We start from the raw sequence: 13,292 nt of genomic DNA on the forward strand, positions 1-13,292 counted from the left end.
GACCGCCCACCACAACCGACCGCGACCGCCCACCACAGAAGGAACCGTCATGACCGCCACCAACCCCTTCGACGACGACAGCATCGAGCACCTGGTCCTGGTGAACGACGAGGGCCAGCACTCCCTGTGGCCCGCCTTCGCCGAGGTGCCGGCCGGCTGGACCGTCGCGCACGGACGTGCGAGCCGCCACTCCTGCCTTGACTACGTCGGCGAGCACTGGACTGACATGCGTCCCAAGAGCCTGATCGAGGCCATGGGCGAGTAGCCACCCCCCTGGCATGCCCCAACAACGCCCACCCCCGCACAGAGAGACCGGCAGCCATGCCCATCGACACCCCGACCGACACCACCAAGCTGGTGTGCCTTCCGTACGCCGGAGCGGGTGCCTCGTTCTACCGACCCTGGACTGCCCTGGCCGGGGACGCGCTGGAAGTCGTGCCGCTCCAACTGCCCGGCCGCGAAAGGCTGATCGACGAGGAGCCCCACCGGGACGTGCACCAAGCCGTCGACGGACTCCTGCCCCAGCTGCGGGAACGGCTCGGCCATGGCGAGCACCGGGTGGCCCTCTTCGGGCACAGCCTCGGTGCCGTCCTCGCCTACGAACTGGCACACCGGTTGGTCGCCCAGCCCGGCGTCGAGCTCGTCCACCTGTTCGTCAGCGGGTCGCCACACCCCGGCCAGGGCCGTGAACAGCGGGCCACCGGCCTGTCCGACGACGAGTTCCTCGCCCGCGTCGGCGAGTTGGCGGGCTGCATCCATCCCGCGCTCGCCGACCCGGAGATGCGCGACATGCTCCTGCCCACCCTGCGCGCGGACGTCGAGATGCACGAGACCTACGTACCGAGTACTCCCCTTCCGCTGGACGCGCCCCTCACCGCCATCCGGGGCGAGGACGACGCCCTGGTCGGCCGCGACGACGCCGCGTCCTGGAACAAGACGTGCGGCCGCGACTTCGCGCACATCGAGATCCCCGGCGGCCACATGTACCTGACCGAGTCGGCACCCGCCCTGGTCCGTGCGATCACCTCACAGCTGCTCTAGCCGTCGCCCCAGCACCCTTGCCCACGTCACCACACCTTCCAGGGAGTACCCGATGCGTCTGCACGGCAAGTCGGTCCTCATCACCGGCGCCGCCCGCGGACTCGGCAGAGCAGCCGCGGTCGCCTGTGCGGCCGAGGGCGCGGACCTCACCCTGCTGGACATCTGTGCCGACCTGCCGGGCGTCCCCTACCCGCTGGGCACTGCCGGGCAGTTGGAGCACACCGCCGCGCTGTGCCGGGACGCCGGTGCGGCCGTCCTCACCGCGATGGCCGACATCCGCGACACTCACGGCATACGGGAGGCGGTGACCCGTGCCGAGGACCGGTTCGGCCGGATCGACGTCGCCGTCAACAACGCGGGCATCGCCGCGCCCTCGGGCAAACCGGTGCACGAGATCGAAGAGGACGAGTGGTCCCTGATGATCGATGTGGACCTCTCCGGGGCCTGGCGGGTGATCCGCGAGGTCGGCAAGGCGATGAGCGCCCGGCGCGCCGGAAGCATCGTCAACGTGGCCTCCACCGCCGGACTCGTCGGTTACCGGCACTTCGCCGGCTATGTCGCCGCCAAGCACGCCGTCGTCGGCCTCACCAAAGCCGCCGCGCTCGACTTCGCGCCGACGAAGGTGCGGGTGAACGCGGTCTGCCCGGGGTCCGTGCGCGACGACGCGTGGGCCGAGGGCAGGATGCTCGCCGAGATCGCCAGGGCACTGGAGGTGCCCGTCCACGAGCACGAGAGGACCTTCGTCGAGGCGCAGCCCTTGAACGCGCTGATCGAACCCGAGGACGTCGCCGCCGCGGTCGTCTTCCTGGCCTCGGACGAGTCCCGGCACGTCACCGGGTCGGTCCTGACCGTGGACGGCGGATTCAGCGCCCGCTGAGACCACGTCAGCAAGTCGAGCTGGAACAACACGAAACAACAAGGAGTACGGCCCGTGTCCGCGTCGCTGCCCGACCCCCTCCTCCATGCGACCCACTGCCACGCGCTGCGCGTCCGGTCGGGTCACCCCCGGACCCGGCCCGCCGACCGGGGCTGTGGGTCGAGGACATCTCCGTGCCGGCGACGGACCCGCTCGCCGAGCGCCGACGGGCCACCGAACTCGCCCGCCCGAGCCGCCAACCGCGCAGCGTCCTCCTGCGCTACGCCGACGGCCTGTCCGACCTGATCGTCGTCGCCCCACGCGGGCGCTGGGACCGTACGGCCGTCGACCGGCTCGCAGCCGGGAAGCCAGTGGCCCCGAGCGACGCCCCTCCGACTCCCGCGGCGTCCCCGGCCGCGCCCCCTCCCTCCTGGGGGCTGGGCGGCGACGGCCCCAGCACTGCCCATGCCGTCGCCCTGGACGAGGGCGGCGACGAGGCGAGCTGGCTCACGGCACTCGCCATCACCCTGCGCCGCTACGACCCCGACACCCCACCGGTCATCGGCACCGACCACGGCGTCTTCACCGTCGAACCAGCCGCCACGCTCGGTGAGTCGAAGCCCACCGTTGCGGCAGGCCCCGCACTCACCGGTCTGCTCTTCGTCGACGATGCCGACGATGCCGACGGCGCGGACTCGGACGGCACCTCCCTCCCCGGCAGGGACGAGACCGAATACGTGCCCTGTCTCGCGCCCCCGTTCCCGCTCACCGTATCCGTCCTGCGGGACTCGGGCGGTCTACGGCTCCGCTGCGACCACCTGAGCAGCCACTTCTCCGCCCGGATCGCGGCCCAGTTCGTACGGCACCTCGTCCACGTACACCAGCAGGTCCTGCACCGCCCGCAGACTCCCTTGGACGACGTCGAACTCCTCGACGAGGGAGAGCGGGCCCGCACGGCGGCGCTCGGCCGCCCGCTCCGTTCCCTGACAACCAAGCCGCTGAGCCTGCCCGGTGCGTTCGCAGAGATCTTGGCAGCGACGCCGGACCACACCGCCGTGACCGACGGCGACACAGGACTGACCTACCGCGAACTCGACCAGCGAGCCGCCCGGTCGGCACACGGCCTGCGAGCACGCGGAGTCGGCGCCGGAGATCGGGTGGGCGTGTGCCTGGAGCGCTCCGCCGAACACGTCGTCACCCTGCTGGCCGTGCTGAAGGCCGGCGCGACCTACGTGCCCCTCGACCCCGCATACCCGGCGGAGCGGCTCGCCCACACGGCACGCGACGCGCATCTGGACGTGGTGATCACCCGGCTCCCGGAGATCCCGGCCGTGGCGGACTCCGTGCTTGTGACCCCCAACGAACTGCTGGAAGAGCCGCGAGGCGGCTGGCCGTCACCGGAGGAGGACACGAGCCCACCTCCCCCCTCACCCGACGACGCCGCCTACGTCATCTACACGTCCGGCTCCACCGGCCGGCCCAAAGGCGTCGTCGTCCCCCACCGCAACGTGATCGCCCTGGTCGACGCGACCCGCGACGAGTACGGGCTCGGAGCAGCGGACGTGTGGACCTGGTTCCACTCCAGTGCCTTCGACTTCTCGGTGTGGGAGATCTGGGGCTGCCTGCTGACCGGCGGGCGGCTGGTCGTGGTGCCGTACTTCGTCTCCCGTGAACCGGACCACTTCCGCGATCTGCTGGTGGCCGAGAAGGTCACCGTGCTCAGCCAGACCCCGTCGGCCTTCGCCCAGTTCCTGGACGTCGAGCACACCGACGTGTCCGTCCGGCTCATCGTCTTCGGCGGTGAGCCGCTGGACACGCGCATGCTGTTGCCCTGGTTCGACCGGCACCCGGAGCGCTGTTGCCGGGTGGTGAACATGTTCGGAATCACGGAGACCACCGTCCATGTCACCGAGCAGACCCTCACCCGGAAACTGGCGCTCGCCGCCACCCGCTCCGTCGGTCGCGCCCTGCCAGGCTGGCACCTGTACGTGATGGACCCGGCCGGACGGCTCCAGCCTCCGGGCGTGGCAGGCGAGATATGCGTCGGCGGCGCCGGCGTGGCACTCGGCTACCTGGGTCAGGAGGAGCTGACCGGTCGACGGTTCGTGCCGGACCCGTACACCGGCGGCACGATGTACCGCAGCGGCGACCTCGGACGCCTGCGGCCCGACGGGCGGCTCGAACACCTGGGCCGGATCGACAGCCAGGTGAAGATCCGCGGCTTTCGGATCGAGCTCGACGAGATCCGCTCCGTACTGCTGGAGGACCCCGACGTGCGCACCGCGGCCGTCCTGGTACGCCGCGACGACCCGGCGGGCAACGCCATGGCCAGGATCGACGCCTATGTGACCCTGTCGTCCGGGGGCTACCCCGCCGGGGTGCGCGAGCGGGCCGCCGGCATCCTGCCCGAGTACATGCTCCCTGCCACCGTCACCGCGCTGGACGCACTCCCGCTGACGGCCAACGGCAAGCTCGACGCCACCCAGCTCCCCGCGCCCGCCGCCCTGTGCCCGTCGGGGCGGGACACGGCCCAAGCCGCTGCCTCCGCCGACGACCTCACCGCAAGCCTGACGAAGATCTGGAGCGAGGTGCTGGGCGTGCCCGTGCACCCGGACGACGACTTCTTCGAACTCGGCGGCAACTCTCTGTCCGCCGTCCGTATCGGTGCAGCTCTGCGCGCCCACGGTCTGCCGTCCCTGCGGCTGCGGGAGCTGTACCGATCCCCGACCGTCCGCGGAGCGGTGGCGAGTCTCAACGCCGAGGACGAGCACGTGCGGAACTGACCGGAGGCGATCAGAGGCATTCAGGCTCCCCCCATGGCGACGACACGTCTCGCAGGGCGGCTGGCTCAGAGCCGGTCCAGTCCTGTCGTCCCGACAGGGTGCCCGGGAAATCTCCCAGGGCAGGGCCTTGCCTCACTTCGGTGGGGCGGGGCCCTTCGTCATTTCCGGGCCCAGAGCCGGTCGGCGATCCGTCGCGGCGATCTTCGTGACCATCTCGGCGAGCTGTCCGCACGCCAGTGCGATCTCCCGCTCGGTCCGGGCTCGTTCGTTGACCGCCGCTCCGAGCAGGAGGGCGGTCAGCGAGACGGAACCGTTGAACGCCTGCAGAGTGATCATGTTGGTGAACAGGTCGTGACCGGCGAACGGGCCCGTGTTCTGCGCGGCCGCGATGATCGCGAAGCTCGACACGGCGAGGGCACAGGGCGCGGCCCCGGCCAGCCCGAAGCGGAAGGCAGCCCAGATCAGCAGCGGGAAGCCGAGGAACAACAGCGGCGTGGTGCTGGTCTCGACGAGGCCGACGCAGATCGTGACCCCAACGAGCAGGGTCCCCTCCACCCACCGGGACAGCGGGGCGCCCCGGGGCAGGCGTGCCGAGCGGAGAAGCAGCAGGATCGGGGTGACCGCCAGTACGCCCACCGCGTCGCCGGTCCACCAGACCGACCACGTAGCCCAGAATTCGCCGACGTCCAGCACACCCGCGAGGACGAGCGTCCCGGTGCCCACCGTGGCGCTGACCAGCATGCCGGTGAACGCGCCGAGAAAGATCAGGGCGAGGGCGTCCCGCAGGCGGTTCATCTCGCCGCGGAACCCGGCACGGCGGAGCAGGGCGTACGAGCAGACAGGTGCGAGCGTGTTGCCCGCCGCGATCGCGAGTACGGCCGGGAACGACGGCCCCAGCGAGATGTTGACCAGGAACGCCCCGAGTGCGATCCCGGGCCAGACCCGCGGCCCGCGCAGGAGCATGCTGGCCACTGCGATACCGCTCGGCGGCCACATCGGGGTGACCTGGCCACGCACCTGCTGCTGGAGCAGTCCGATCTCGGCCGAGCCCCAGTACAGCGCGGCAACGGCGCAGATCTCCAGGGCGACCACGCCACCGCGCCGGGCTCCGGCATGCCGCGCGACAGTCATCGGGACCTCCGCCTCGACATCCTCTCGCCCATCATCCGTCGGATCCCCGTGGGGTGCGCAGCGCCAGGACGGCCATGTCGTCATGACCGTCGCTCGGGTGGTGGTCGGCCAGCGCCCGCACGAACTCGGGCAGGGGCCGGTGCGCATGGACGGCGGCGAGCCCGGCGAGTTCGTCCAGGCTCTCGTCGATGGGGTGGGCGGGATGCTCGATCAGCCCGTCGGTGAAGAAGACCACGGTGGCTTCCGGGGGAGGAAACGGGAGTGGTCGGGGCGGGGTTCCTCCAGGTCGACCCCGAGCGGCAGTCCGGGCTCGGCGGCCAGGTACTCCGTCCGTCGGTCGGGAGTGATCAGCAGGGGCGGGACATGGCCCGCCGTGCTCCAGTGGATGCGCCAGCCCGGTCCCTCCGGTTCGATGCGGGCCAGGGCGGTGGTGGTGACGGGGTTGGTCGTGATGGCCTGGAGGATGCGGTCGAGCCGGGCCAGGAGCGCGCCGGGCGTACTGCCCCGGTCGAACAGCAGGGCCCGCAGCATGTTGCGCGTGGAGGCCATGGCGGCCGCCGCCTTGAGATCGTGGCCGACCACGTCACCGATGACGACCGCCACGGTGCCGCCGGACAGCGGGATCGCGTCGTACCAGTCGCCTCCGAGCTTGCTGGGCTCGGCGGCCGGCCGGTAGACGGCGGCGGCGGTGAAGGGCCGCAGGTCGGGCAGCGCGGGCAGGAGAAGCCGCTGGAACTGCTCGGCTCCGACCCGCACCTGTTCGAACAGGCGGACGTTCTCGATGGCGATGCCGGCGGCGCTGGCCAGGGCGGTGACGACGTTCTCGTCCTGGATGTCGAAGGGCTGTCCGTCACGCCGCTCGGCGAGGTACAGATCCCCGTAGATCTCGCCGCGGACGCTGATGGCGACGCCGAGCAGCGTCCGCAGACGCGGATGGCCGGGCGGGAAGCCGACGGAGGACGGATGGGCCAGGATGTCGTCGATCCGATGGGGTTCGGGGTGGCTGATCAAGTGGCCGAGGACGCCCAGACCCCGAGGCAGATCGGTGCCGGCCAAATCATCGAGTTCCTGCTCGGACAGACCGGCGGTGATGAACTCCTCCAAGCGCTCGCCGGACGCGTTGAGTACGCCCAGCGCGCCGTAGCGGGCACCGACCAGGTCCATGGCCGTGGTCACGATGCGGTGCAGCACCGCCGTCAGCTCCATCTCCCGGCTGATGGCCACCACCGCGTCCAGCAGGCCCTGCATCCGGTCCATGGCGTCCAGCAGGGCGCGCAACTGCTCGTCGATCCGGTTCAGCTCGGAACGCAGGCGCACGTGCAGGTCGGGCAGCTGCGGCTGCCTGGGATGCCGACCTCGCCTCTCTCCTGCCATCACGAGCGCCTCGTGGCCTGAAGTACGGTCCCTACAGCTTAGTGCGGGTCCGCCCGGCTGGACCCTGGGCGCCGAGACCGTGGGACCGTGGAAGGAACCGGACATCCGGACCTCCGGAAGGAGCACCGGCCATGACCATCCGCCCGGCCCACACCGCCGCACCGTCGATCAGGACCACCCCCGAGGGCCTCCTGTGGGAGCCCAGCGAGCGCTGGGTGCGCGGCCGCAAGGGCGACGTCACCGTCGTCGACAGCCGGCACCCCGTCCTCGTCTGGGAGCCCCAGCTGCCGGTGCCGCAGTACGTCTTCCCGCGTGCGGACGTCCGCATGGACCTGCTCCGCCCGGCGAAGAACCCGCCCACCGGCAAGCACACCGGCTCCCGGATCTTCTACGACCTCGACGCCGACGGCGAGGTGCGCTCCAACGCGGCCTGGACGTTCCCCGCCGACGACCTGGCCGGTCACATCGCCTTCGAGTGGTTCCTGCGCACCGACACGGGCCTCGACCACTGGTACGAGGAGGACGAGGAGATCTTCATCCACCCCCGTGACCCGCACAAACGCGTGGACGCGCTGCCGAGCAGCCGCCATGTCCTGGTCGAGATCGAGGGTCAGGTCGTCGCGGACACCCGGGACCCCGTCCTGCTCTTCGAGACCTCCCTGCCGACCCGGTACTACCTGCCCCGCGAGGACGTCCGCCTCGACCTGTTCGACGCCACCGACCACAGCACCGGCTGCCCCTACAAGGGCACCGCCGAGTACTGGTCCTGGCGCGGCGGGAGCGACGTGCCGCCCAACATCGGCTGGAGCTACGCCGCCCCGCTGCCCGCGGTGACGGCGGTCCAGGGACGCGTCGCCTTCTTCAACGAGGTCGTCGACATCACGCTGGACGGAGAGCGTCTGGACCGCCCGGACACACCGTTCAGCCGGATGCTGCGCCGGCGGTGACCGGCCCGGTCACGGCCTGACCAGCAGTTGGAAGTCGAACGTGTACCGCGACGCCCGGTAGATGTGCGTCCCGTACTCGACCGGGCGCCCGGTGTCGTCGTACGCCGTGCGCTGCATGGTGAGCAGCGCCGCGCCCTCCTGCTCGTCCAGGCGGACGGCCTCCTGCGCGGTGGCGGCGCGGGCGCCGACCGTCTGGCGGGCACTGTGCAGGGTGATGCCCGCCGAGCGCATCAACCGGTACAGGCCCGTCGACTCCAGGCGGGCGCTGTCGAGGTCCAGCAGGGCGGACGGCAGGTAGTTGCACAGCAGGGCGACCGGCTGGCCGTGCGTGCTGCGCAGCCGTTCCAGGGCGGTGACCTCGCTGCCCTCCACGACGCCGAGCGCTGCCGCGACATCGCAGGACGCCGGGACGACCTCGTTGCGCACGACCTCCGTGGTCGGGCCCTGCCCGGCCTCCTCCAGATCGTCGTAGAGGCTGCTCAGCTCCAGCGGGCGCTTGACCTGACTGTGCACCACCTGCGTGCCCACCCCGCGCCGCCGGACCAGCAGCCCCTTGTCGACGAGGGACTGGATGGCCTGACGGACCGTGGGGCGGGACAGGCCGAGGCGCACGGAGAGGTCCACCTCGTTGCCCAGGAGGTTGCCCGGGATGAGAACCCCGTGCTCGATCGCGGCCTCCAGCTGCTGCGCGAGCTGGTGGTACAGCGGCACGGGACTGCCCCGGTCCAGGGCGAAGTCCAGCTGGCTGAGCGCAGGGGCGGCCGTGGTGCGGGCCCGGTCACCGGTCTTCGCCATGGATGAACCCCCCTTGGGGTGTCAGGAGTTGCTCGGGAAGCCGAGGTTGATACCGCCGTCGGACGGGTCCGGCCAGCGGGTGGTGATGACCTTGCCCTGGGTGTAGAAGGCGATGCCGTCGTTGCCGTAGATGTGCAGGTCGCCGAAGAGCGAGTCCTTCCAGCCGCCGAAGGAGTGGTAGCCGACCGGGACCGGGATCGGCACGTTGACGCCGACCATGCCCGCCTTGACCTCCAACTGGAAGCGGCGCGCGGCGCCGCCGTCCCGGGTGAAGATCGCGGTGCCGTTGCCCCAGCGGGAGTCGTTGATCAGCTTGATGGCCTCCTCGTACGTCTCCGCGCGCACCACGGCCAGCACCGGGCCGAAGATCTCGTCCCGGTAGGCGTCCGCCGTCAGCGGCACCCGGTCCAGCAGCGAGACGCCCAGGAAGAAGCCGTTCTCGTGTCCGTCGACCGAGTAGCCGGTGCCGTCGACGACGACCTCGGCGCCCTGCTCGGCCGCGCTCGCCACGTACGAGGCGACCTTGTCGCGGTGCTCGCGGGTGATCAGCGGGCCCATCTCGCTCGCCGGGTCGTTGCCGGGGCCGATCCTGAGGTTCTTCGCCCGCTCGGTGATCTTGCCGACCAGCTCGTCACCGATGTCGCCGACCGCGACCACGACCGACACGGCCATACAGCGCTCGCCGGCCGAACCGTACGCCGCGTTGATCGCCTGGTCGGCGGCGAGGTCCAGGTCCGCGTCGGGCAGGACGAGCATGTGGTTCTTGGCGCCGCCCAAGGCCTGCACGCGCTTGCCGTGCTCGACGGCCTTGAGCTGGATGTACTTGGCGATCGGGGTCGAGCCGACGAAGGAGACCGCCTCGATGTCCGGGTGCTCCAGGATGCGGTCCACGGCGACCTTGTCGCCCTGCACGACATTCAGGACGCCCTCCGGCAGCCCGGCCTCGGTGGCCAGTTCGGCGAGCTTGAGGGACGCCGACGGGTCCTTCTCGGACGGCTTCAGCACGAACGTGTTGCCGCAGGCGATGGCCAGCGGGAACATCCACATCGGCACCATCGCCGGGAAGTTGAACGGCGTGATGCCCGCGACCACACCCAGCGGCTGGCGGATCGAGGCCACGTCGACCCGGGTGGAGACCTGGGTGGACAGCTCGCCCTTGAGCTGGACGGAGATGCCGCACGCGAGCTCGACGATCTCCATGCCGCGCGCGACCTCGCCGAGCGCGTCGGAGTGCACCTTGCCGTGCTCGGCGGTGATCAGCTCGGCGATCTCGTCGCGGTGGGCGTCCAGCAGCTCCCGGTACTTGAACAGGATCGCCGTGCGCTTGGCCAGGGAGGACTCGCCCCAGGACTCGAAGGCGGCCCTGGCGGAGGCGACGGCGGCGTCCACCTCGTCGACGGTCGCGAAGGCGACCTGCTTCTCCTGGGCGCCGGTGGCCGGGTCGTAGACGGGGCCGAAGCGGCCGGAGCTGCCCTCGACGGGCTTGCCGTCGATCCAGTGGGTGATGGTCTTCATGGTGTGCGGGGCCTTTCGTGGAGCGTGATGTCAGCGGGGAGTTCAGAGGTGGCGGCGGCGATCGGCGACCTGGCGGTCGTAGCGCTCGCGCGCCTCTACGGCGGCCTCGCGGGAGGCGGTCTCGGCCACCGGCACGTCCCACCAGGCCTCGGCCCCGGGAGCGGTCGCGGCCGGGTCGGTCTCGACGTAGACGCAGGTCGGCCGGTCGGAGGCGCGGGCCGCGGCCAGTGCCTCGCGCAGCTCGCGCACGCTCTTGGCGCGCAGCACGTCCATGCCGAGGCTGGCGGCGTTGGCGGCCAGGTCGACGGGGAGCGGGGCGCCGGTGAAGGTGCCGTCGGCGGCCCGGAAGCGGTAGGCGGTGCCGAACCGCTCGCCGCCGGTCTCCTGCGACAGTCCGCCGATGGAGGCGTAGCCGTGGTTCTGGATGAGGACGATGTTGACCGGCAGGCCCTCCTGGACGGCCGTGACGATCTCCGTCGGCATCATCAGATAGGTGCCGTCACCGACCAGCGCCCAGACCGGCGTGCCCGGGGCGGCCTGCTGGACGCCGATGCCGGCCGGGATCTCGTAGCCCATGCAGGAGTAGCCGTACTCCAGGTGGTACTGGCGCGGGCTGCGGGAGCGCCACAGCTTGTGCAGGTCGCCGGGGAGCGATCCGGCGGCGTTGATCACCACGTCGTCGTCGCCGACGGTCGCGTCCAGCGCGCCGAGCACCTGCGTCTGGGTCGGCACGGCGTTCTCGTCGTCGGCGCGGTAGACGGCCTCGACGATCTCCTCCCAGCGGTCCTTGCCGGAGCGGTACTCCGCCTCGTACGCCTCACTCACGCGGTGACCGGAGAGCGCCTCCAGCAGTCCCTCCAGGCCGGACCGCGCGTCGCAGACCAGTGTGCGCGCGGCCAGCTTGTGCGCGTCGAAGCCGGTGATGTTGAGGTTGAGGAACCTGACGTCCGGGTTCTGGAAGAGGGTGCCGGAGGCGGTGGTGAAGTCGGTGTAGCGGGTGCCCACGCCGATCACGAGGTCGGCGGTGCGGGCGGCGTCGTCGCTGACCGCCGTGCCGGTGTGGCCGATGCCGCCGAGGTCGGCGGGGTGGTCGAAGCGCAGGGAGCCCTTGCCGGCCTGGGTGGAGGCGACCGGGATGCCGGTGGCCTCCACGAACGCCTTCAGCGCCTGCTCGGCCTCGCTGTGGTGGACGCCGCCGCCCGCGACGACCAGTGGGCGCTCGGCGGCCCGGATCGCCTCGACGGCAGCGGTCAGCTCCACCGGGTCCGGCGCGGGACGCCGTACGTACCAGACGCGCTCGGCGAAGAACTCCTCCGGCCAGTCGTACGCCTCCGCCTGCACGTCCTGGGGCAGGGCCAGGGTGACGGCGCCGGTCTCGGCCGGGTCGGCCAGCACGCGCATGGCCTGGAGCGCCGACGGGATCAGCGCCTCGGGTCGGGTGATCCGGTCGAAGTACCGCGACACCGGGCGCAGCGTGTCGTTGACCGACACATCGGCCTCGACGGGGTGCTCCAGCTGCTGGAGCAGCGGGTCGGGTGCGTGCGAGGCGAAGTAGTCGCCGGGCAGCAGCAGCACCGGCAGCCGGTTGATCGTCGCCAGCGCGGCCCCGGTGACCAGGTTGGTGGCGCCCGGGCCGATCGAGGTCGTCACCGCCTGCGCCGACAGGCGGTTCAGCTGCCGGGCGTAGCCGACCGCCGCGTGCACCATGGACTGCTCGTTGCGGCCCTGGTGGAACGGCATGACCTCCTCGCCCGCCTCCAGGAGAGCCTGGCCGACCCCGGCAACGTTGCCATGGCCGAAGATGCCCCAGGTCCCGGCGATCAGCCGGCGCCGCACGCCGTCCCGCTCGGTGTACTGGGCGGACAGGAACCGCACCAGGGCCTGGGCGGTCGTCAGTCGGCGGGTGCGGGCGTTCATGCGGAGGTCTCCGGGGCGGTGTAGAGGGGGAGTCGGGAGTCGACCGGCTGGTCCGGCCAGGTGTCGCGGACCCAGGCGTGGTCGGGGTGGTCGCAGATCAGCCAGGCGCGCTCGGCCTCCGGGCCCGCCATGACGTTGAGGTAGTACATGTGGTGGCCGGGGGTGGCCATCGAGGGCCCGTGCCAGCCGTCCGGGATGAGGACGACGTCGCCGTCGCGGACCTCGGCCAGCACATCGGTGTCCCGGCCGGGCCCGGAGGGGGAGACCCGCTGGTAGCCGAGGCCGGGGATGCCGTCGTGGCCGGCGAACTCGAAGTAGTAGATCTCCTCCAGCACGGACTCCTCACCCGGCCGGTGCTCGTCGTGCTTGTGCGGCGGGAAGGACGACCAGTTGCCGCCCGGGGTGATCACCTCGACCGCGATGAGCTTGTCGCACTCGAACACGCCCGCCGCGCCGAAGTTGTTGACCTGCCGGGAGCAGTTCCCGGTGCCCCGCAGCTCCACGGGCACGTCGGAGGCCGCTCCGTAGCGGGCGGGCAGCCGGCGGTCGCAGCGCGCGCCGGTCAGCGCGAACCGCCCGCCGGCGGCGGACGTCACGGTCGCCCGGGCGTCGCGCGGCACGTAGGCGAAGTCGCTGACGCCGCTGAAGACGTCCCGGCGGCCCTGGAGTTCGAAGGTGTCCTGTCCGAAGTCGTCCGCAGCGGCGACGGTGCAGCCGCCGCTCAGCGGGACGACGATCCACTCGCTGTCGCCGGTCTCGAAGGTGTGCGTGCCGCCCGGCGACAGCTCCAGGATCCGCAGGCTGGAGTGGCCCCAGCCGGCCTTCTCGGGCGTGATGTCGACGATGTAGGGGCCGCCGAGGGCCTTACCCGCGGGAAGGTGATACGTCATCGTGTGCCTTTCGGGTCACAGCAGGTGCCACTTTGAAATCACA

At 71.4% G+C, this 13,292-nt stretch carries 10 protein-coding genes and 1 pseudogene; 5 read left to right on the forward strand and 6 right to left on the reverse strand.

Annotated elements, in window-relative coordinates; genetic code table 11:
• Positions 1 to 49 precede the first annotated feature (49 nt).
• The 4 genes from ACQEV8_RS37865 (at position 50) to ACQEV8_RS37880 (ending at position 4,680) form a co-directional block, all read left to right on the forward strand.
• Entirely contained in the window at positions 50 to 265 is a 216-nt protein-coding gene (locus ACQEV8_RS37865; RefSeq protein ID WP_432969982.1) for an MbtH family protein, read from the forward strand.
• A gap of 56 nt (positions 266 to 321) precedes the next feature.
• Entirely contained in the window at positions 322 to 1,041 is a 720-nt protein-coding gene (locus tag ACQEV8_RS37870) for a thioesterase II family protein (RefSeq protein ID WP_432969985.1), read from the forward strand.
• A gap of 52 nt (positions 1,042 to 1,093) precedes the next feature.
• Positions 1,094 to 1,918, forward strand: coding sequence for an SDR family oxidoreductase (locus tag ACQEV8_RS37875; RefSeq protein ID WP_432969988.1), 825 nt, complete (start codon positions 1,094 to 1,096; stop codon positions 1,916 to 1,918).
• Positions 1,919 to 2,091: 173 nt separating this feature from the next.
• Positions 2,092 to 4,680: a non-ribosomal peptide synthetase gene (locus ACQEV8_RS37880; RefSeq protein ID WP_432969991.1), complete on the forward strand. Its 2,589-nt coding sequence runs from the start codon at positions 2,092 to 2,094 to the stop codon at positions 4,678 to 4,680.
• A 132-nt stretch (positions 4,681 to 4,812) separates the two neighbouring features.
• Here the strand turns inward: ACQEV8_RS37880 and ACQEV8_RS37885 are convergent, their stop codons facing one another.
• Positions 4,813 to 5,811, reverse strand: coding sequence for an MASE1 domain-containing protein (locus ACQEV8_RS37885; protein ID WP_432969994.1), 999 nt, complete (start codon positions 5,809 to 5,811; stop codon positions 4,813 to 4,815).
• A 31-nt stretch (positions 5,812 to 5,842) separates the two neighbouring features.
• Positions 5,843 to 7,185: pseudogene (locus tag ACQEV8_RS37890) on the reverse strand (PP2C family protein-serine/threonine phosphatase).
• A gap of 131 nt (positions 7,186 to 7,316) precedes the next feature.
• Here ACQEV8_RS37890 and ACQEV8_RS37895 point away from each other — a divergent pair.
• On the forward strand, positions 7,317 to 8,132 hold the full coding sequence (locus tag ACQEV8_RS37895; RefSeq protein WP_432969997.1) for a DUF427 domain-containing protein: 816 nt from the start codon (positions 7,317 to 7,319) through the stop codon (positions 8,130 to 8,132).
• Positions 8,133 to 8,141: 9 nt separating this feature from the next.
• On the opposite strand, the gene ACQEV8_RS37900 is transcribed toward ACQEV8_RS37895, so the two are convergent.
• Genes ACQEV8_RS37900 through iolB form a run of 4 tightly spaced genes read right to left on the reverse strand, consistent with a single transcriptional unit; the run spans position 8,142 to position 13,249 of the window.
• Positions 8,142 to 8,927 (reverse strand): GntR family transcriptional regulator, encoded by a 786-nt coding sequence (locus ACQEV8_RS37900; protein WP_432970000.1) that lies wholly within the window; start codon positions 8,925 to 8,927, stop codon positions 8,142 to 8,144.
• A 21-nt stretch (positions 8,928 to 8,948) separates the two neighbouring features.
• Positions 8,949 to 10,442, reverse strand: coding sequence for a CoA-acylating methylmalonate-semialdehyde dehydrogenase (locus ACQEV8_RS37905; protein WP_432970003.1), 1,494 nt, complete (start codon positions 10,440 to 10,442; stop codon positions 8,949 to 8,951).
• Between the two features lie 42 nt (positions 10,443 to 10,484).
• The gene (gene iolD, locus ACQEV8_RS37910; RefSeq protein ID WP_432970006.1) at positions 10,485 to 12,359 is read right to left on the reverse strand and encodes a 3D-(3,5/4)-trihydroxycyclohexane-1,2-dione acylhydrolase (decyclizing); all 1,875 of its coding nucleotides are present in this window, start codon (positions 12,357 to 12,359) and stop codon (positions 10,485 to 10,487) included.
• The gene (iolB, locus tag ACQEV8_RS37915; RefSeq protein WP_432970009.1) at positions 12,356 to 13,249 is read right to left on the reverse strand and encodes a 5-deoxy-glucuronate isomerase; all 894 of its coding nucleotides are present in this window, start codon (positions 13,247 to 13,249) and stop codon (positions 12,356 to 12,358) included. The genes iolD and iolB overlap by 4 nt, the downstream gene beginning before the upstream one ends.
• Positions 13,250 to 13,292: the final 43 nt, after the last annotated feature.

The sequence above is a fragment of the Streptomyces sp. CA-179760 genome (genome assembly GCF_050937045.1).
In the GTDB taxonomy this organism is placed as follows: Bacteria; Actinomycetota; Actinomycetes; order Streptomycetales; family Streptomycetaceae; genus Streptomyces.

Bases quoted from the DNA above. Each gene is read 5' to 3' on its own strand.
- iolB (WP_432970009.1), bottom strand. From the start codon at position 13,249: ATGACGTATCACCTTCCCGCGGGTAAGGCCCTCGGCGGCCCCTACATC.
- ACQEV8_RS37870 (WP_432969985.1), top strand. From the start codon at position 322: ATGCCCATCGACACCCCGACCGACACCACCAAGCTGGTGTGCCTTCCG.
- ACQEV8_RS37895 (WP_432969997.1), top strand. From the start codon at position 7,317: ATGACCATCCGCCCGGCCCACACCGCCGCACCGTCGATCAGGACCACC.
- ACQEV8_RS37875 (WP_432969988.1), top strand. From the start codon at position 1,094: ATGCGTCTGCACGGCAAGTCGGTCCTCATCACCGGCGCCGCCCGCGGA.
- ACQEV8_RS37900 (WP_432970000.1), bottom strand. From the start codon at position 8,927: ATGGCGAAGACCGGTGACCGGGCCCGCACCACGGCCGCCCCTGCGCTC.
- iolD (WP_432970006.1), bottom strand. From the start codon at position 12,359: ATGAACGCCCGCACCCGCCGACTGACGACCGCCCAGGCCCTGGTGCGG.
- ACQEV8_RS37865 (WP_432969982.1), top strand. From the start codon at position 50: ATGACCGCCACCAACCCCTTCGACGACGACAGCATCGAGCACCTGGTC.
- ACQEV8_RS37905 (WP_432970003.1), bottom strand. From the start codon at position 10,442: ATGAAGACCATCACCCACTGGATCGACGGCAAGCCCGTCGAGGGCAGC.
- ACQEV8_RS37885 (WP_432969994.1), bottom strand. From the start codon at position 5,811: ATGACTGTCGCGCGGCATGCCGGAGCCCGGCGCGGTGGCGTGGTCGCC.